Raw genomic sequence first — 18884 nt, 5'->3', positions numbered from 1 at the left:
TAACGCGGATAGACGACGGAGGCCGCCGGGATCGCTCCCGACGGCCCCCGCCTGCGTCATGCGCGCGCTGTGATCAGAACCACCCGGTGATGAGGTCCCAGATCCAGTCGATGATGCCGCCGATGATGCCGCCGATGCCGCCGGCACGGTTCACGGTGACGGTGGCCGTCGCTGCGTCCCCGTCGGCCTGCGAGACCACGACCGTGTACTTGCCCGGCTGCGTGTTCTTCGGCACCGTCACGGCGGTCGAGAAGGTCCCGTCGGCGGTGACCTGCACGGTGCCGACCTGGACCGGCTTGCCCTTCTTCGGCTCGAGCACGACCGTCAGGGTCTCCCCCGGCTCGAAGTCCGCACCGGTGATGCGCAGCTTCTTGCCCGCGGCGACCTTCGAATCGGTCGTGATCGTGCCGGCGAACTCCTCGGGCTCCTCACCCGAGATCGTGAACGGCACCTGCACGGTCGTGCCGGTCGACGGAACCGTCACGGTGAGCGGCTGCTCGCCGAACACACCGGACGGGACCGTGAACGTGAGCGACGCGCGTCCGGCCTCGTCGGTCGTGTCGACGATCGTCGGATCGATCGCTCCCGCGGCGACCTGGGCGCCGCCGAGCGACAGGGTCACCTCGCCGGGGGCCGCCTCGCCGCCGCTGAACGCCAGAGAGGAGAGCGCGACGGTGACCTGGTCGCCGGCGGTGTAGCCGTCGGCATCCGGAGCACTCACCGTGACACCGACCGCGCGCTGCGCGAGGTCGGGCGTCGCGGTCTTGTTCGCGTCGAACCAGTCGACCATCGACTGCAGGTCGACCTTGCCGGTGTCACGCTTGCCCGTGCCCTCGCGGAAGGTGAAGAAGTTGTCTCCCCCCGCGGCGAGGAACGAGTTCGCGGCGACCGTGTAGCTCGCCGACGGGTCGATCGGCGTGCCGTTCAGCGTGATCGAGGTGATGCGCGATCCCTGCGCCGCGGTCGGGTCGTACGTGTAGACGAGCCCCTCCGAGACGCCCAGCTTGAGGAACGGACGCGCTGCTCCCGCCGGCTGCCACTGCTCCTCGAGCACGCCCTTGAGCTGCGTGCCGGTGAGCGTCAGCGTGACCAGCGTGTTGGCGAACGGCTGCACCGTCGCCGCCTCACGGTACGTGACGTTGCCAGCCGGATCGTTCGCGTTGGACGACGCGTACGTGAGGTTGGCGCGGATCCCGCCCGGGTTCATGAGCGCGATGTCCGCGCCCGTCGACCACTTCTGCACGTCGGCGACGAAGTTGCCGATCGTCGACTCGCCACCGCGGTTCTCCGACCCGTTCGCCTGACGCGCCCGATTGAAGTCGGCGGTGATGTCGCCCACCTTGACGGCGCCGAGCACGTCGGCGTCGGCCTTCGCCTTGGCGACGATCTCGGCGACCTCCGGAACGGCCGGGTACAGCGGCTGCCCGTTGGCGGTGAGCGGCTTGATCTCGTTGGTGATCGAGAGCAGCTCCTTCGTCTTCGGGTCGACCTGGATGTTCATCAGTCCAAGGTTCTCGCCGTACTGACCGGCCGAGATCACGGGGCGACCGTCGATCACGTGGTTGTAGGCGAGGTGGGTGTGCGCCGACACGATCGCGTCCACGTCGCCGTCGACGCCGTAGACGATCTCGCCCAGCGGCGACTCCGGGGTGATGCTCGACAGCTCGACGCTGGCCGCGCCCTCGTGCACGAGCAGGATGACGACGTCCGCCTCACCGTTGGACTCGTCGCCGTCACGCAGGTCGTCGGCGACGGCGTTCACCGAGTCGACGATGCTGCGCACCTCGAGGTCGGCGATCCCTTCCGGCGAGACCAGCGAGTCGAGGTCTTCCGTGACGGCGCCGACGAATCCGACGCGCACGCCGTCGAGCTCCTTGACCCAGGCCGGCGCGAGAGCGGGCTCACCCGTCTCGGTGAGGAACACGTTCGACGAGATGTACTCCCAGTCCGCGCGGTCCTGCACGCGGTCGCGCAGGTCCTCCCAGCCCTGGTCGAACTCGTGGTTGCCCGCCGCGCTGACGTCGAGACCGGCCGCGTTGAGCGCATCGATCGTGGGGTTGTCGTCGTTGATGAAGGACGTGAACGTCGATGCGCCGATCAGGTCGCCGACTCCGGCGAAGATCGTGTTCGGGTTCGCCTCGCGGAACTGCTTGACGGCTCCCGCGACCACCGCGGCACCGGCGGCGGCGCCGTCGGCCTCGATGCGGCCGTGGAAGTCGTTCATCGTGACGACATCGATGCTCACCGGCGGGACCTCTGCGGAGACGCCGACGATGATCGGGTCGTGATCGCTCGACCGGAACGGGGTGCCGGCCTCGGTGGCGCCGAACGCGTAGCCGCGATCGCTCCACTCCGGCGAGTTGATGCTCCAGACACCCGCGCCCGTGATCGAGGCGGCCAGCGACGGCGACGCGAGCACGTGGTCGAGCGAGCCGAGCTCACCGTCGAACGAGTACGTGTGCTGCCCCGGCGCCTTCTCGGGTGCGACGTCGCTCCAGCCCGCGCCGGTGAAGACGTCGATCGGGTCTTCCTTGGCGTAGGCGTTGAAGTCGCCGATCAGCAGGATGTCGCTGCTGCCGGTCTTCTCCTCGATCGTCTCGGTGAAGCCCTTGAGAGAGTTCGCCTGGGCCACCCGGTCGGCGTTGAAGAAGCCCTGGCCGTCGGCCGGCTCCGCTCCGCCGCCCTCGGGGGCCGACTTCGACTTGAAGTGGTTCGCGACGACGGTCACGGTGCGACCGTCGACGTCGAACGCCTGGGCGATCGGCTCGCGGGCGTTGCCCCATACGGTCTCGTCGGTGACGGTGAGGCTGTCGCCGACGGTCGACACGTCATCCTTCTTGTAGATGATGGCGCTCGTGATGAAGTCGGTCGTCGCCGCGTCGTCCAGGGCCGCCGGGGTGCGGACGTAGTCCCACACGTCGTCGCCGAGGGCGTCGTTGAGTCCGTCGACGAGATCGGCGAGTGCGGAGTCGAGCGACCCGCCCAGCTTGATCGAGTTCTCGATCTCCATGAGCGAGACGATCTCGGCGTCGAGGCCGTTGATGGCCGCGACGATCTTCGACTTCTGGATCGCGAACTGCGCGGCGTTCGCCGCACCGCGCGCGTTCGAGTTCTGGCTCTTCAGCGTCGTGAAGTAGTTGAAGACGTTGAACGAGGCGACCTGCACGTCGCCGCCGACCGTCGGCGCCGACTCGACGCGCGGGTTGGTCGCCTCGAAGCCGACCTTGGCCGCCTCGGGCGAGGTGCTGTCGATCGGGACGACCGGCTGCAGACGCCAGTCGTCGAAGCCGTACGACAGCACGTAGCCGTTGTCGCGGAAGTCGACGGTGTCGCCGTTGCGCACCACGAGGTCCTTCGTGAAGTAGGGCTGGTCGTTCGGGTGGCCGTTGTTCGTGACCTGGATGGACCAGCCGTCGTCGAGCAGCAGGCGGTTCGCGCGGTTCGCCGCCGCGATGGCCGCGGCGTCGGCGCCTGGGCGTGCGAGCTCGGTGCTCTTCACGTTCAGGTCGGCGCCGGCGTTCAGCCACAGCGTGCCGAAGTTGTAGAGCTGGTGGCTCGACGCGACGCGGTAGGTGCCGGCGGGCGCGACGAGCATGCTCTCGTACTGCTCACGGTCGGCGCCGACCACGGTGTCGGGCAGCGGCGTGACGGCCGGTAGGCCGACGCCCGCCTGCACGACGGAGATGCCGGCGAGGGATGCCGGGTTGATCTGCGTCTGGCCGAAGTACTCGCTCACGGAGCCCGTGACCGAGACGAGGTCGCCGATCGCGAGCGTCGGGGCGAGAGCGTTCAGGAAGACGAAGACTCCGTCGGACGCCCCCGGCGTCGCGTCGGTCTCGCCGCCCGAGCCCTGCGTCTGGATGACGATGCCCTTGTAGCCGCCGGTGCGGTAGTCGGCCGTCACGACGCCCTCGACCGTCACGGTCTGGCCGTTCAGGGGCGACACGTCGGTCGTGCCCTGCACCTCGGCGATCGACACCTTCGCGGGGTCGGTGCCGGGGTCCTCCGGATCGGTGCCTGGATCGGTGCCACCGGAGTTCTGCGGGGTGATCGTGGCCGAGAGCGTGAAGTCCACGCTGTTGTCGTCGGTGTCGGCGCCGTTCGTGCGGTTCAGCGACTTCACGTCGGTGTTGCCGGCTGGCGCCGGGGCCGCGGCGGTCTCGAACGTGTTCGAGGTGCCGTAGCCGAGCACGTCGATCACGCCGTCGACACCGGTCACGGATCCCGGCGTGAGGGCGACGGCCGCCGTGCCCTTCACGAGCGCGAGGGTGCCGGCGCTTCCGCTCGGGTTGAGGGTGCCCGTCGCGTCGGGTGCGGGCAGTGCCGCGCCGTTCGCGCCGTTGCTGCCGCCCTGCACGAGGTAGTGCCCCCGGGCGGGGATGCTGCCGCTGAGCGGCGCGACGCCGTTGGCGTTGCCCGTGCCGGTGGCCGACCGGTACTGCAGCGAGAGCCCGTCGAGCGCGACCGGAGCGTCGGTCGGGTTGTAGAGCTCGACGAACTTGTTCGTGTACGCGGCCCCTGCGCTGCCGCCGGACAGGTACGCCTCGTTGATGACGACCCCCGTCCCCGCGACGTCGGCGGAGGCGGGCGTCGCGATGAGGGCGCTGGCGCCCAGAGCTGCGACGCAGGTGGCGGCGAGGACGCCGAGACGCCCCCGGCTTCTGCGATCGGACCCGGGAACCTCGCGGTTCGCGGCGTCGGAAGCGGACATCATCGGTGTTGTCTCCTCGGTTTCATCGGGCGACGGCTCTCGTGGAGCCATGACTGCGCACCCTCACAGCCGGCGCACATGATGCGAGCTTAGGAAGGCCCTCCGACATCATCAACGGAGTTTTCCCATTGGTCACCGAGCGCTAACCGAATGGGCGGAGGACACCCCTGACGAAGGTGGAATATCGGAGTGCCGGTCGCTCGGATGCGCGGTCGCGCCTGCGCGGATGCGCGGACCGTCAGTCGGTCTCGGATGCCGCGGAGTCCTCGAACTCCTCGACCTCGCGCTCCCACGCATCCTTCGCCAGGCGATACCAGAGGTAGAAGGCGAAGCCCGCGAAGATCGCCCACTCGGCGGCGTAGAACACGTTGAGCCAGTTGACCGGCGACTGCTCGGCCGGTGCGGGAGACGCGATGTCCGTGAGCCCGGCCGACGCCGTCGACGACGCCAGATAGGGCCGGTACATCTCGAGCCCCTCGACGTCGTGCCACACGCTCAGCAGGGCGGCCGGCGACATGCGGTCGATCCGATGGGGGTCGTCCTCCGGCGGCACAGACGGGCCCTCGTCGGAGATGATCCGCCCCGTGACCTCGACGACCGAGCCGTCGGCGTCCTCGTTCAGGGTGTCGACGGCATCCTCAGCGACATCGCGGTCGGCGCTCCAGCCGATCGCCACCGCGATCGACGTCCTGTCCGCGACGCGCAGCTGGCCGGTCACCCAGTAGCCCGAGACGTCGTCGTTGAACCGGCTCGACACGATCACGAAGTCGTCGGCGACCCAGGAGCCCGACGTCTCGACGCGCTGACCGACGAGCGGCTCCGCGAGGTACCCACCCGGCTCGACCACCTCGGCGAGCGGACGCACGTTCTCCGTCGCTCCCGCGGGCGGCGGATCCGTCTCGATCGCCCGCTCGAGCTGCCACTGGCCGAGCCACGCGAACACGCCGGCGACGATCAGGCACAGCACGAGCATCCCGATCCAGCGCCCGCGGAGCATGACCTCGCGGAGGGTGGGCGGGAACAGAGCGGGGGACGTCACGGTGATGCGCGGGACCTCAGGCCTCGTACGGGGCGAGCACGACCTCGACGCGCTGGAACTCCTTGAGGTCGGAGTACCCGGTGGTCGCCATCGACTTGCGCAGCGCGCCGATGAGGTTCGCGGTGCCGTCGGCGACCGGAGCAGGACCGTAGAGGATCTCCTCGAGCGTGCCGATGCCGCCGACCTCGACGCGGCGACCGCGCGGAAGCTGCGGGTGGTGCGCCTCGGGCCCCCAGTGGAAACCGTGGCCGGGCGCGTCGGTGGCTCGTGCGAGCGCGACGCCGAGCATGACGGCGTCCGCTCCCATGGCGAGCGCCTTCACGATGTCGCCCGACGTGCCGACGCCGCCGTCGGCGATCACGTGCACGTAGCGGCCGCCCGACTCGTCGAGGTAGTCGCGACGCGCGGCGGCGACATCGGAGACGGCCGTCGCCATCGGAGCGTGGATGCCGAGGGTCGCGCGCGTCGTCGACGCCGCTCCCCCGCCGAAGCCGACCAGCACGCCGGCGGCCCCCGTGCGCATGAGGTGCAGCGCGGCGGTGTACGTCGCCGCACCGCCGACGATGACGGGCACGTCGAGATCGTAGATGAACTTCTTCAGGTTCAGCGGCTCGTCGACGCTCGACACGTGCTCGGCCGACACGGTCGTGCCGCGGATGACGAACAGATCGACTCCGGCCGCGGCGACCGTGTCGTAGAACTGCTGGGTGCGCTGCGGTGTCAGCGAACCGGCGACGGTGACGCCGGCCTCGCGGATCTCGGCCAGGCGGCGGGTGATCAGCTCGGGCTTGATCGGCTCCGAGTAGAGCTGCTGCATGCGCACGGTCGCGGAGTCGCCCGCGAGTCCCGCGATCTCGGCGAGCAGCGGCTCGGGGTCCTCGTAGCGGGTCCAGAGCCCCTCGAGGTCGAGGACCCCGAGACCGCCCAGCTGTCCCAGCATGATGGCGGTGCGCGGGCTCACGACGGAGTCCATCGGCGCACCGAGCACGGGGATGTCGAAGCCGAACGCGTCGATCGTCCACGCGGTCGACACGTCCTCCGGGTTGCGTGTGCGCCGCGACGGCACCACCGCGATGTCGTCGAACGTGTATGCGCGGCGCGCGCGCTTGCCTCGGCCGAGCTCGATCTCCATGGTCACCCCACCACACTACCCGGCGCGCACGACGGCCGACGGCGGGGGGGGTGCCGGGGCCGTCACCGCGCTCGCACGACGCGGCGCTCGTCCCACACCGGCTCGTCGGCCTCGTACACCCGACCGTCGGATCCGAACACGAGGAACCGGTCGAACGATCTCGCGAACCACCGGTCGTGCGTCACGGCCAGCACCGTCCCCTCGAACCGGGTCAGGGCGTCTTCCAGCGCCTCGGCCGATTCCAGGTCGAGGTTGTCGGTGGGCTCGTCGAGCAGCAGCAGCGTCGCCCCCGAGAGCTCGAGCAGCAGCACCTGGAACCGTGCCTGCTGCCCGCCGGACAGCGACTCGAACGTCTGCTGCGCCTGCCGCACGAGGCCGTACCGGTCGAGCGCCGAGCTCGCGGCATCCCGCGGCATCCCCGCCCGTCGCTCGTCGCCGCGGTGCAGGATCTCCAGCAGGGTGCGCCCGACGAACTCGGGGTGGGCGTGCGTCTGCGCGAACAGGCCGGGCACGACGCGCGCGCCGAGGACCGCCGCTCCGGTGTGCGCGACCTCCGACAGCTGCTCGGCGGTCGAGGTGACGTGTCCGAGACTCGGGTCGGGGTCGCTGCCGCCGCGCGCGAGCAGCCGCAGGAAGTGCGACTTCCCCGAGCCGTTCGACCCGAGCACGGCGACCCGGTCGCCGTACCAGACCTCGACGTCGAAGGGCTGCATGAGCCCGGTCAGCTCGAGCCGGTCGGCGACGACCGCGCGCTTGCCCGTGCGCGAGCCGCGCAGCCGCATGTCGAAGTCCTGCGCGGGCGGGCGCTCCTGCGGCGGGCCCGCGTCCTCGAACCGGCGGAGACGCGTCTGCGCCGCCTGATACCGCGACGCGAAGCCGTCGTTCGCCGACGCTTTCACCTTCAGCGTCGCGACGAGAACGAGCAGCTTCTCGTGCTGCTCGTCCCATCGCCGCCGCAGCTCGTCGAGGCGATCCATCCGGTCGGTGCGCGCCTGGTGGTAGGTGGCGAACCCCCCGCCGTGCACCCACGCCGTCGCGCCGGCCCCACCCGGTTCGAGCGTGACCAGGCGGTCGACGGCTCGGGCGAGCAGCTCGCGGTCGTGCGACACGAGCAGCACGGTCTTCGGCGTCTGCCGCAGCTGTTCCTCCAGCCAGCGCTTGGTCGGCACGTCGAGGTAGTTGTCCGGCTCGTCGAGCAGCAGCACCTCGTCCGGGCCGCGCAGCAGCGCTTCCAGCGCGAGCCGCTTCTGCTCTCCGCCCGAGAGCGTGGTCAGCTCGCGGTAGCGCGCCCGGTCGTACGGCACGCCGAGAGCGGCCACCGTGCACTGATCCCAGACGGTCTCGTGCTCGTACCCGCCGGCGTCGGCGTACTCGGCGATCGCCGCCGCGTAGGCCATCTGCGTGTCGTGCTCGTCGCGCTCGATCAGCGCGTTCTCGGCCGCCTCGAGCGCCTGCGCTGCGTGCCGGATGCGGGCCGGCGCGACGCGCACGAGCAGGTCGTGCACGGTCTCCCCCGCCTCGCCGTGGCCCACGAACTGGTCCATGACGCCGAGGCCGCCGTCGATGGTCACCACTCCGGCATCCGCCGCCTGATCGCCTCGGATGATCCGCAGCAGCGTGGTCTTGCCCGCCCCGTTGGGCCCGATCAGCGCGCTCGTCGACCCGGAGCCGACGCGGAACGTCACCTCGTCGAGCAGCGGTCTTCCGTCGGGCAGGGTCAGCGAGACCCCTGCGATGTCGATGTATCCCACGGTGCGGGCCGTCCTTCCGCCCGCCTGGCGAGCCGACCAGAATATCAGGCGGCGACGACCCGATAGATCACACGGTGCTCGTGACCACCTGCACCGCCTCGGTGCGGGGCGAGGTCGGCAGGTACATCCGGAACTCCGTACCGACGCCCTCCTTGCTCGTGACGTCCATCGACCCGCCGTGGGCGAGCACGATAGCCCGGGTGATGGTGAGCCCCAGGCCCACACCGGGGACCGCGTTGCGCGTCGCCGTGGATGCGCGGAAGAACCGGGTGAACAGCATCCCCTGCTCGTCTTCGGGGATCCCGAGCCCTGTGTCGCGGACGGCGAGCTCGATGCCCCCCTCGCGCGGACGGACGGAGGCGGTGACCCGACCGCCCGACGGCGTGAACTTGATCGCGTTCGAGAGCAGGTTGTCGAGCGCCTGTCCGATGCGGCCGGGGTCGGCGACCACGCGGACCGGCGTCGAGGGGGTCTCCGCCACGAGCTCGACACCCTCGCGCTGGGCGTGCGGCCGCGAGGACGTCACCGCGGTGCGCACGATCTCGGTGAGGTCGATCTCGGAGCGATCCAACGGGAAGCGCCCGGACTCGACCTGAGCGGTGAAGAGCAGGTCGCCGACGAGCGTCAGCAGGCGCTGCGCGTTGCGTTCGATGATGCCGACGAACTCCTCCTGCTCCTCGGAGAGCGGCTGCCCGGGATCGTTGCGCAGCAGGTCGAGGAACCCGATGATCGCGCTCAACGGTGTCCGCAGCTCGTGCGAGATCATCCCGACGAACTCGTCCTTCATGCGCGCGACCTCGACGGCACGCGTCTCGTCGGTCATCACGAGCAGATACCCCTGGGTCTCGCCCGTGGCGTCCCGACGCGGGCTGACGGTGACGCGGGCGGGCACCACCGTGCCGCCCGCCGTCGTGACGTCGATGTCGCCCTCGATGCTGCGCTCGGCTTCGGCTCGCGCGAACAGTGCTTTGATGCCCGACGGGAGGTCGGCCCCCGCGGCCGCGCACGGGGCGTCACCGACCAGTTGGGTCAGCGCAGACACCGTGAAGAAGCGGTCGATCCGCACGTCGTCCTGCGCTTCCTGCACCGACAGGCCCAGCAGCCGCACCGCTCCGGGATTCCACTCGGTGATGCGTCCGGTCAAGTCGACCGCGACGACCGCCTGCACCGTGATCGACGCCCAGAGACTCTGGAACGAGTCGAGCAGCTGTCGGTACTCCCGCTCCTTCTCCTGCAGCCTCTCGAGCACCACCACGTTCTCGCTGAGGGCCGACGTGCGTTCGGCGACGAGCAGCTCCGCCTGCCGCACCCGGAGGCGCTGCTGGCGGGAGAGCTCGTTCACGACGGCGGCGAGCGCGGAGAAGACGAGCGGCCCGACGACGCCGCGCAGCCACTCGACCGAGCTGCCGGGCGGCTCCGTGATGTACGGCATGAGCAGGGCGAAGGAGGTCAGCGCACCCACCGCGAAGACGTAGCGGATGCCCGGGGCCGCGGCGATCCAGACCACCGGCAGCAGCACGAGGGAGGTGAACACAGAGGTCGGCCCGCCCGTGCCCGCACGGAACAGGCCGAGTCCGATGATGTCGATCATCGGGATGACGAGCACGATCCAGCCGTCGTAGACGCGGCGGACGCTGAGGATGCCGGCGTGCACGGTCGCGAACAGCACGAGCAGCAGCCCGGCGAGGGCGGCGTGGAAGTCGGAGAACGGAAGCTCGGGGTAGAGCCACGTGAACAGGGCGGCGAGCGCGGCCGCGATCGCCGTGGGCGCCTGCTTGATCAGGGGGCTCGGGTTGTCGAAGATGCCGTACCAGCTGTTCTCCGCGCGGCGGAGAGGCGTCGCGTTCACCGCGCGATCCCGCGGAGGATGCCGCGCAGATCGGCTCCGACGATCGGCTTCGGCAGCGCAGCATCCGCCTCCGGGTAGTCCGTCGCGTCGAGCACCGAGCTCACGATGAGGAAGCAGTCGGGGAACCGCGTGCGCACGAGTCGCGCGCACTCGGTGCCCGTGATGCCGGGAAGGAGCAGATCGACGACGGCGACGACGGGCGAGATGCCGTCGAACGCGCTGATCGCGCTCTCGGCATCCGCCGCGGCGAAGACGTCGAATCCCTCCCGGTCGAGGTGGCGGCGCAGGAGTTCCGTCTGGTCGGCGCTGTCCTCGACCACGAGCGCGAGCGGCCGCCCGCTCATCACAGGAGCAGCTCTCGCACGATCACGACGACCACGACGACGGCCAGCGAGAGGAGCGCCTGCCAGACGAGGCGTCGCTCGCGCCGGGCATCCGTCGCGATCTCCTGTTCCTCGTCCGCGCGCGGCAGTGCTTCGCTCATGACTCGACCCGTCCGACCTTCTCGGTCTTGATCCAGGCGGCGTCGGCGCGACGCCACTCCTTGATGTAGGAGTCCACGGTGATGGCGCACAGCAGGGAGCCGTACCCGCAGACGTAGAGCAGGAGGCCGGCGAAGAAGCGTCCGCCGGGAAGCTTCTCGACCACGCGGGCGAGCCAGATCCCGAGCATCGAGATCGGCCCCCACAGATAGAAGCCGATCGCCCAGAGGATGCGCGTCTCGTCGTTCAGCGGCAGTCCGAGGGCGGCGAGCCCGTCCTCGAAGAGGCGCGGGAACAGGGCGATCGCCATGAGGAGCAGGGCCCCGAGCCCGGGGAACATGAGCGCCTCGCGCCACGACTGGCGGCCGATCCGCGGATCGAGCTGCACGGCGAAGAGCATCGAGAACAGGTAGATGCACGCGGCGGAGATCCACATGAAGCGGAACACGAACTCCGCGATGTCGCTGTGCAGGAGCAGCAGGGCGAGCATCCCGGCCGCTGCGAGGATCATGAAGGCCGGCAGGAGCAGGATCGTGAACCAGGCGAGGCCGAACGCGAAGCTGCCGAGGTTGTGCTGATCGCTGGGACGGAACCAGAGCCTCTTGTAGATCGACGTGAGCTGCACGTTCCCTCGCGCCCACCGCAGGCGCTGCTTCCAGAGCGAGTCGATCGTGCGCGGTTCCTCCGCGAGCACGACGGCGTGCGGCTCGAACACCATGCGGCGTCCTTTGAGCTGCCCCTCGAACGTCGTCATGGTGTCTTCGGCGAGCGTGCCGGTGGGGATGCGCCCGCCGATGGCCTCGAGGTTCGCCCGAGAGTGCAGCTGCGCTCCCCCGGCGAGGCACGCGATCGCGCCCCCGACGTTCTGCGTGCGGCGTGCCGACAGCTGCCCGATGACGTACTCGATCGCGATGAACCGGGTGAGGTAGTTGCGGTCGCGACTGCCCTCGGCGATGTACGCGGTGACCGCGCCGACCTTCTCGTCGGCGAGGTGGCGGCTGAGCTTGCGCAGCGAGTCGCGTGCGAAGATCACGTCGGCGTCCATGATGAGCACGGCCTCGGTCCACTCGTCCGCGAGCACGACATCGAGCCCGTGGTTGAGCGTGTGCGCCTTGCCCTGCCCGCCCTGCTCGCGCCGCAGGTGCACCACACGTCCGGGGTGGGCCTCGATCTTGGCCGCCACGACCGCGGGGGTGTCGTCGGTCGAGGCGTCGTCGATCACGAAGACCCGGAGGCGGTCGGCGGGGTATTCGAGCTGCAGGAGCCTCTCGATCGCGGGGCCGAGCACGAGCGCCTCGTTCCACGCGGGGATCAGGACGGCGATGCGCGGATGGTGCGGGGCGGCCTTGCCGTAGTGGTTGCGGAACGCGTGCACGGGCAGCAGCAGGAACTGCAGCCCCGTGTTGATCACGGGCAGCGTCCCGACCAGGACGCACAGGATGAGCACGACGACCAGCGCGGTCTCGGCACCGGTGAGGGCGGGCATCAGAGGCTCCGACCGTCGAGGAGGGCGACGACGCGGTCGTAGCGACCGACGTCCGAGGCCTCGTGGCTGTCGGTCGATGCGACGACGACGGCTCCGGCATCCCGTAGCGCATCGAGCAGCGCGCCGCCCGGGCAGCCCCACTTCTCGTTGACCTCCACGAGCGTGTCCGTCTCGGCTGCGGTGCGGGCCCAGCTGGCGATCCGCTCGGGGCCGAGGTCGTCCTCGACCAGACCGATCTTCGGCAGGATCGAGAAGCAGTGCGCGAGCTGATTGCCCGGGTACCGCGTCATCGAGGCGTTCAGCGCGGTCACCAGCTGGTCGAGGACGTCGTCCGTCGCCCATCCGGCGGCGATCCGCTCGCGCACCGCGGTCGGTCCGAGCGGGCCGTCGTCTCCCGGGAACTGGTGGTCGGCGATGAGGATGCGGTCGATCCCTGGCGGGAGCACGGGGATGTCGAGCTCGCCCGAGACGTCGAGGATCTTCGCCTCCACGCCGGTGAGCACTGTGAGCCCGTCCGGCACCTGCAGCCCTCGCACGGCCGCGAGGTACTCGGGGACCCAGGCGGTGTCCCTGCGCACGTGGTCGACGAGCCGGAGCGTCGTGAGCCCCCGTTCGGCACCCGCCGCGACGTTCTCCTCGAGGGTCGACACGGCGTCGTCGGAGAACGTGGAGTGCACGTGGTGGTCGCCGCGCAGCAGGTCGTGGCTCACAGTTCGTCCTGATGACCGGCGTGCTCGGAGACGAGCACCTCGTCGGCCTCGACGATGATGTCTTCGAGGAAGCGCACCGAGGCGAGTTCGCGGAACGGCACGGATGCCGGGATGTCGACGCCGAGGAACAGATCGGCCACGAGCGAGGGGATGTCGACGCCCGCCGCGATCGTGAGCGGCAGGGCACCGGGGAACCGCGGGTTCACCTCGAGCAGCATCGCGCGCCCGGAACGGTCGCGCCGCAGCTGCACGTTCGCGACGCCGACGAGTCCGATCGCCGATGCGACGGCCGCGGCGGTCTGCTCCAGCTCCTCGTCGTGCACCGTGCGGCCGGCGATGGCGACACCCGAGTCCACGCGAGCGCGGGTGCGCGGTACAGCGGCCACCACGCGGCCCGAGGCATCGGCGATCACGTCGACCGAGTACTCCTCGCCGGGAAGGAACTCCTGCACGATCAGCCCCTCGTCGACCGGCAGCGCTTCGAGCGCCGCGCGGTCGGGGACGAGACGGATGCCGCGGCTCCCCGCCCCCTGACGAGGTTTGGCGAACACCGGGAACTCCCACTCTGCGGCCAGTGCCTCTGGCCCTGCGAGCAGCGTCCGAGGGCTGCGTCCGGTCGATGCGCACCGCTCCGCGAGGACGTACTTGTCGAGCGCGGCGTGCAGCGTGTCCTCCGAGGGCGCGGCGAGCACCGCCGGGGCGAGCTCGGCCCGGCGCCCGGCGAGCGCCACGAGCTCGACGTCCACCGTGGAGATCACGAGGTCGAGCCGATCGTCGCGCACCATCTGAGCGATCGCCGGGACGAAGTCGTCGGCCCGGCCCGGCGGCACGAGCCGTCGCTGCTCCCGTGGGACGAGATAGATGCCGCTGGCCCAGCCGTCCATGTCGGCGGCGAACACCGTGAGGTCGTCACGGCGGAGCAGCGAGCGGATCACGGCGACGCCGGCGGGACCGCCGGCGCCGGTGACGAGGATGCGGGCGGCCATCAGCCCTCCTGCCTGGTGAGCTCGTGGGCGCCGATGAACTCGGCGGTCTCGCGCACGACTTCGAGCGGCTCGACGGCCGCTCCCCCGCCGAAACGCGACCAGTACCGTGCCGTCGCGGTGACGAAGCCGGGGTCGAGGTAGTCGCGCGTCGCGGTCTGCGAGGCGAAGCACGCGAGCAGCTGCAGCTTCTCGCCGAGGTAGTCGTCGATGCGCACGAACCGTGTCGGGCGGAAGTCGATGGTGGCGGACGGGCTCTGGTAGCACGCGACCGTGCCGACCTTGCGGGTCGCGACGAGCGTCGCCTCGCTCACGGCACGGTGGTCCTGGTGACGGTCGTGCTCGGAGTGCGTGTAGACGATGGTCGGCTGGATCTCGTTGACCACTTCCTCGATCAGGCGCACGGTCGTCCCGCCGCCGGAGATCTCGGTGTCGATGAGGTCCTTGAGGAACAGACGGGCGCCGAGCCGATCGGCCGAGGCGAGCGACTCGTGCTGCCGACTGTCGGCGTCGCCTCCGCGCGAGCCGCGCGACAGCGTGAGGATCGTGACCGAGTCGCCGGCGCGGGAGTGCGCGGCGAGGATCCCGCCGACCCCGATCTCGACGTCGTCGGGGTGCGCGCCGATCGCGAGCACGACCTGCTTCGCACGGCTGGCGGTCCGTCGAGCGCGACCCTCCGCGGCGAGACGGGTGACAGCCTCCACGAGCCGCACGTTGTCGAGGGGCTTGGTGAGGAACTCGTCGGCCTGGGCGCGGAGCGCCGAGACGGCGTACTCGACCGAGACGTGGGCGGTCATCACGACGACGGGCACGACGGGGTCACGGCGACGCAGCTCCGCGACGAGTTCGAGGCCGTCGAGCCCCGGCATCTCGATGTCGGTGACGACCACGTCGGGTTCGAACTCGGCGATGCGCTCGACGGCGGTCAGCCCGTCGCCCGCGGTGAGCACGACGCATCCCGCCCGGCGTTCGAGGACGGTCTTGACCAGCAGGGCGACGTCGGGGTCGTCATCGACGACGAGGACGCGGGGTGCATCGTCAGACATATGCGGCTCTCCATGGGGATGTCCCCCTGCCGGCGGGGACCGGCGATGCGCCACCGGAGGCCTTCTCCACCGGAAGCCCGAGGGAAGTCGAGCGAGTACTTGTAAATAGTGGCATACGGCGGAGGTGGGAGCGCTACCGCGTCGCCGCGTCGAACTCCGCTCGCGGAGGGATCAGGATGCCGCTCGTGCAGCGCGCTTCTCCTGCTGGTAGACCCGGATCGCCTCGTACCGCTCCGCGGACCGCGCTCGGCGCTTGTCCGCCTCCTGTTCGCGGTTCTTGGGAGGGGCCGGAGTCACGAGACCGTCGATGAGCTCCCTCGTCGCGCGGGCGATCTCCTCGACCGCACGGTCGAACACCTCCCGGTTGGCCCGGGACGGGGCGTTCGACCCCGAGATCTTGCGCACGAACTGCAGCGCGGCGTCGTGGCACTCGTCGTCGGTGGCGGCCGGTTCGAGGTTGTTCAACGGGACGATGTTGCGGCACATACCGGCACGGTACGCCGCGCCGCGGACATGCGGAAGGGGCGGATGCCGCAGCATCCGCCCCTTCCGCTGAACCGTCGTAGGTGCGCCGCTCAGCGCTTGTAGTTCGGCGCCTCGACGACGATCTGCACGTCGTGCGGGTGCGACTCCTTGAGTCCGGCGGCGGTGATGCGCACGAAGCGTCCGCGCTGCTTGAGCTCCTCGATCGTGCGGGCGCCGACGTAGAACATCGACTGGCGCAGGCCGCCGACCAGCTGGTACGCCACGGCCGAGACCGGGCCGCGGTAGGGCACCTGGCCCTCGATGCCCTCGGGGATCAGCTTGTCGTCGCTCGGCACGTCGGCCTGGAAGTAGCGGTCCTTCGAATACGAGGTCTGCTTGCCGCGGGTCTGCATCGCGCCCAGCGACCCCATGCCGCGGTACTGCTTGAACTGCTTGCCCGACTGGAACACGATCTCACCCGGCGACTCGTCGGTGCCGGCCAGCAGAGAGCCGAGCATCACGGCGTCGGCGCCGGCGACGAGGGCCTTCGCGATGTCGCCCGAGTACTGCAGGCCGCCGTCGGCGATGACCGGGATTCCGGCGGGGCCGGCCGCCAGCGACGCCTCGTACACCGCAGTGACCTGCGGAACGCCGACGCCGGCGACGACGCGCGTGGTGCAGATCGAACCGGGGCCCACGCCGACCTTGACGGCATCCACGCCCGCGTCGACGAGCGCCTGAGCACCCTCGCGGGTCGCGACGTTGCCGCCGATCACGTCGATGTGGGCGAAGCTCTCGTCGGCCTTGAGGCGCTTCACGAGATCGATCACGCCCTGCGACTGGCCGTTGGCGGTGTCCACGACGAGCACGTCGACACCCGCGTCGCGCAGAGCTTCGGCGCGCTCCCACGCGTCGCCGAAGAATCCGATGGCCGCGCCGACGCGCAGACGACCCTGGTCGTCCTTGGTGGCGAGCGGGTACTTCTCACTCTTGTCGAAGTCCTTGATGGTGATGAGTCCGGCGAGCTTGCCGTCTTCGTCGATGAGGGGCAGCTTCTCGACGCGGTGCTTCGCGAACAGCGCGATGACCTCGCCCGCCGCGACGCCGACGCGGGCCGTCACGAGGCCCTCGGAGGTCATGACATCCTTCACGAACGTCGTCTGGCGCTCGAAGCCCGAGACGAAGCGCATGTCGCGGTTGGTGACGATGCCCACGAGACGGCCGTCCTCGTCGACCACGGGCAGGCCGGAGATGCGGTACTTGGCGCACAGCGCGTCGACCTCTTCGACCGTGGCGTCGGCGGTGGTCGTGATCGGGTCGGTGATCATGCCGGACTCGCTGCGCTTCACGCGGTCGACGTGCGCGGCCTGATCGGCGATCGAGAGGTTGCGGTGCAGGATGCCGATGCCGCCCTCGCGCGCCATCGCGATGGCCATGCGCGACTCGGTGACGGTGTCCATGGCGCTGGAGAGCAGCGGAGTGGCGACCGAGATCCGGCGCGTGATCCGCGACGAGGTGTCCGCCTCGCTGGGGATGACGTCGGTGTGCCCCGGGAGGAGCAGCACATCGTCGTAAGTGAGTCCGACGAATCCGAAGGGGTCGTGCTGATCCATGGATGCTCCTCCTGGGCGCTGACTGGCGAGAGTGGTACCAATTCTAAGCGTCGGACGGCTGGAGAAATTCCCGGTGCCGGCGGCGGCGCACGTGATCTCGCCCCCGCGCGGTGGCCATCGGGCGCGCACCTTCGTGATGAGATCGTGCTCACCGTGAGCAGATCGTGCCTTGGTTGAAACAGAGCCGACACATTACGCTCATACCGTCGTACATCAAGGCCGATGAACACCCTGTCTTGGTCTGTGTACTGGACTGGGAGGTTCTGTGAGTCCGACGATCTCGGCGAAGCGAAGCGGAACGCGATGGGTCATCCCCCTTCTCGCGTCGCTCCTCGCCCTTGCATTCCTGTGGCTGCAGCCACCCGCCTCGGCCTCCGCGGAGGAGACCGACGACGGTCAGGAGATCACCGATTTCTACTTCGCCGGCGTGATCACGTTCGATGACCAGCCCGTCGAGGGCGTGGTCATGACGATCGAGGGCAAGGGGTTCGAGGGCGAGACCGAGACCGACGCCGAGGGCAAGTGGCGCCTGTACGTCCCCGAGAAGGAGAAGTACACGCTCACGGTCGACGAGGACACGCTCCCCGACGGGGTGATCGTCGACGCGGCCCAGCTGCCGGAGGGCACGCAGCCCATCGCCGGCACGACCGCGTCGTTCGAAGTCGAGTTCGGCCTCACCGGCACGAAGATCACGAACCTCTTCCTCGGCGAGGGGCAGCGGGTCACCGTCACCTTCATCGACCAGCTCCTCTCCCGCCTCGTCGGCGGGCTCAACTTCGGCCTCCTGCTCGCACTCGCGTCAATGGGTGCGGCCCTGATCTACGGCACCACCCGCCTGTCGAACTTCGCGCACGCCGAGATGGTCACGTGGGGCGGCCTGGTCGCCCTGGTCACCACGAGCTTCTGGCACCTGCCGCTGTGGCTCGGCATCGCGGCGGCGGTGATCGGAGGAGGTCTCTTCGGCTGGGCGATGGATGCCGGGCTGTGGCGTCCGCTGCGACGACGCGGACTCGGCGTCGTGCAGCTCATGATCGTCAGCATCGGACTCTCGCTCGCCCTCCGCTACGTCTTCCAGTACTTCATCGGCGGCGGCACGCGGCAGCTGCCCGGTGCGAGCCCCACGCCGATCCAGTTCGGGCCGATCTCGCTGTCGTACATCGACATGATCGCCATGTCGGTGAGCATCGTGGTGATCCTCGGGGTCGCGTGGTTCCTCACCCGCACCCGCATCGGCAAGGCCACTCGCGCCATCTCAGACAACCCGCAGCTCGCCGCGGCATCCGGAATCGACGTCGACCGCGTGATCCGCATCGTGTGGATCCTCGCGGGCGTGCTCGCGGCGATCTCCGGCATCCTCTGGGCGTACTTCCGCCCCGGCGTGAAGTGGGACATGGGCATGCAGATGCTGCTGCTCATCTTCGCCGCCATCACACTCGGCGGTCTCGGCACCGCCTTCGGCGCCCTCGTCGGATCGCTCATCGTCGGGATCGCGGTCGAGGTCTCGACCCTGTGGATCCCGTCGGACCTCAAGTACGCCAGCGCGCTGGTCGTCCTCATCGTCATCCTCCTGGTGAGGCCGCAGGGTCTGCTCGGACGCAAGGAAAGGTTGGGTTGACG

At 69.9% G+C, this 18884-nt stretch carries 14 protein-coding genes; 1 reads left to right on the top strand and 13 read right to left on the bottom strand.

All coding sequences use genetic code 11. The features are described from left to right. Window positions 1–73: 73 nt before the first annotated feature. The 13 genes from RAC69_RS09175 to guaB all read right to left on the bottom strand — a co-directional run bounded on the left by RAC69_RS09175 (window position 74) and on the right by guaB (window position 17267). Window positions 74–4714, bottom strand: a complete 4641-nt coding sequence (locus RAC69_RS09175; protein WP_375086552.1) for an ExeM/NucH family extracellular endonuclease — start codon at window positions 4712–4714, stop codon at window positions 74–76. A 235-nt stretch (window positions 4715–4949) separates the two neighbouring features. Then, window positions 4950–5708, bottom strand: coding sequence for an SURF1 family protein (locus tag RAC69_RS09170; protein ID WP_375086574.1), 759 nt, complete (start codon window positions 5706–5708; stop codon window positions 4950–4952). 58 nt (window positions 5709–5766) lie between these two features. Beyond that, window positions 5767–6882: a GuaB3 family IMP dehydrogenase-related protein gene (locus RAC69_RS09165; RefSeq protein ID WP_341936161.1), complete on the bottom strand. Its 1116-nt coding sequence runs from the start codon at window positions 6880–6882 to the stop codon at window positions 5767–5769. Between the two features lie 62 nt (window positions 6883–6944). Further along, window positions 6945–8633 (bottom strand): ABC-F family ATP-binding cassette domain-containing protein, encoded by a 1689-nt coding sequence (locus RAC69_RS09160; RefSeq protein WP_375086551.1) that lies wholly within the window; start codon window positions 8631–8633, stop codon window positions 6945–6947. A gap of 67 nt (window positions 8634–8700) precedes the next feature. Beyond that, complete coding sequence (locus RAC69_RS09155) at window positions 8701–10482, bottom strand: sensor histidine kinase (RefSeq protein WP_375086550.1); 1782 nt, start codon at window positions 10480–10482, stop codon at window positions 8701–8703. Then, window positions 10479–10826, bottom strand: a complete 348-nt coding sequence (locus RAC69_RS09150; RefSeq protein WP_341935229.1) for a response regulator — start codon at window positions 10824–10826, stop codon at window positions 10479–10481. The genes RAC69_RS09155 and RAC69_RS09150 overlap by 4 nt, the downstream gene beginning before the upstream one ends. After that, the gene (locus RAC69_RS09145) at window positions 10826–10966 is read right to left on the bottom strand and encodes a hypothetical protein (RefSeq protein WP_341935230.1); all 141 of its coding nucleotides are present in this window, start codon (window positions 10964–10966) and stop codon (window positions 10826–10828) included. Before RAC69_RS09145 ends, RAC69_RS09150 begins: the two co-directional genes overlap by 1 nt. Beyond that, the gene (locus RAC69_RS09140) at window positions 10963–12450 is read right to left on the bottom strand and encodes a glycosyltransferase (RefSeq protein WP_375086549.1); all 1488 of its coding nucleotides are present in this window, start codon (window positions 12448–12450) and stop codon (window positions 10963–10965) included. The genes RAC69_RS09145 and RAC69_RS09140 overlap by 4 nt, the downstream gene beginning before the upstream one ends. Then, window positions 12450–13160: a PHP domain-containing protein gene (locus tag RAC69_RS09135; protein ID WP_375086548.1), complete on the bottom strand. Its 711-nt coding sequence runs from the start codon at window positions 13158–13160 to the stop codon at window positions 12450–12452. The genes RAC69_RS09140 and RAC69_RS09135 overlap by 1 nt, the downstream gene beginning before the upstream one ends. After that, window positions 13157–14146 (bottom strand): ATP-grasp domain-containing protein, encoded by a 990-nt coding sequence (locus tag RAC69_RS09130; protein WP_375086547.1) that lies wholly within the window; start codon window positions 14144–14146, stop codon window positions 13157–13159. Before RAC69_RS09130 ends, RAC69_RS09135 begins: the two co-directional genes overlap by 4 nt. After that, on the bottom strand, window positions 14146–15189 hold the full coding sequence (locus RAC69_RS09125) for a response regulator (RefSeq protein ID WP_375086546.1): 1044 nt from the start codon (window positions 15187–15189) through the stop codon (window positions 14146–14148). Before RAC69_RS09125 ends, RAC69_RS09130 begins: the two co-directional genes overlap by 1 nt. Window positions 15190–15360: 171 nt before the next feature. Then, window positions 15361–15675 (bottom strand): DUF2277 domain-containing protein, encoded by a 315-nt coding sequence (locus RAC69_RS09120; protein WP_096714296.1) that lies wholly within the window; start codon window positions 15673–15675, stop codon window positions 15361–15363. 89 nt (window positions 15676–15764) lie between these two features. Further along, entirely contained in the window at window positions 15765–17267 is a 1503-nt protein-coding gene (gene guaB / locus RAC69_RS09115) for an IMP dehydrogenase (RefSeq protein ID WP_375086545.1), read from the bottom strand. Between the two features lie 265 nt (window positions 17268–17532). On the opposite strand from guaB, the gene RAC69_RS09110 reads away from it, so the two are divergent. Beyond that, window positions 17533–18882 (top strand): branched-chain amino acid ABC transporter permease, encoded by a 1350-nt coding sequence (locus tag RAC69_RS09110; protein ID WP_341935237.1) that lies wholly within the window; start codon window positions 17533–17535, stop codon window positions 18880–18882. Window positions 18883–18884: the final 2 nt, after the last annotated feature.

The sequence above is a fragment of the Microbacterium sp. LS_15 genome, from assembly GCF_041954735.1.
Classification (GTDB): domain Bacteria; phylum Actinomycetota; class Actinomycetes; order Actinomycetales; family Microbacteriaceae; genus Microbacterium.
Note: the sequence above shows the minus strand (reverse complement) of the source record. Positions and strands in the feature narration are given on the sequence as shown.

Coding starts and splice junctions, on each gene's coding strand:
- RAC69_RS09150 (WP_341935229.1), bottom strand. CDS start 10,826: ATGAGCGGGCGGCCGCTCGCGCTCGTGGTCGAGGACAGCGCCGACCAG.
- RAC69_RS09165 (WP_341936161.1), bottom strand. CDS start 6,882: ATGGAGATCGAGCTCGGCCGAGGCAAGCGCGCGCGCCGCGCATACACG.
- RAC69_RS09175 (WP_375086552.1), bottom strand. CDS start 4,714: ATGATGTCCGCTTCCGACGCCGCGAACCGCGAGGTTCCCGGGTCCGAT.
- RAC69_RS09130 (WP_375086547.1), bottom strand. CDS start 14,146: ATGGCCGCCCGCATCCTCGTCACCGGCGCCGGCGGTCCCGCCGGCGTC.
- RAC69_RS09140 (WP_375086549.1), bottom strand. CDS start 12,450: ATGCCCGCCCTCACCGGTGCCGAGACCGCGCTGGTCGTCGTGCTCATC.
- RAC69_RS09125 (WP_375086546.1), bottom strand. CDS start 15,189: ATGTCTGACGATGCACCCCGCGTCCTCGTCGTCGATGACGACCCCGAC.
- RAC69_RS09170 (WP_375086574.1), bottom strand. CDS start 5,708: ATGCTCCGCGGGCGCTGGATCGGGATGCTCGTGCTGTGCCTGATCGTC.
- RAC69_RS09120 (WP_096714296.1), bottom strand. CDS start 15,675: ATGTGCCGCAACATCGTCCCGTTGAACAACCTCGAACCGGCCGCCACC.
- guaB (WP_375086545.1), bottom strand. CDS start 17,267: ATGGATCAGCACGACCCCTTCGGATTCGTCGGACTCACTTACGACGAT.
- RAC69_RS09145 (WP_341935230.1), bottom strand. CDS start 10,966: ATGAGCGAAGCACTGCCGCGCGCGGACGAGGAACAGGAGATCGCGACG.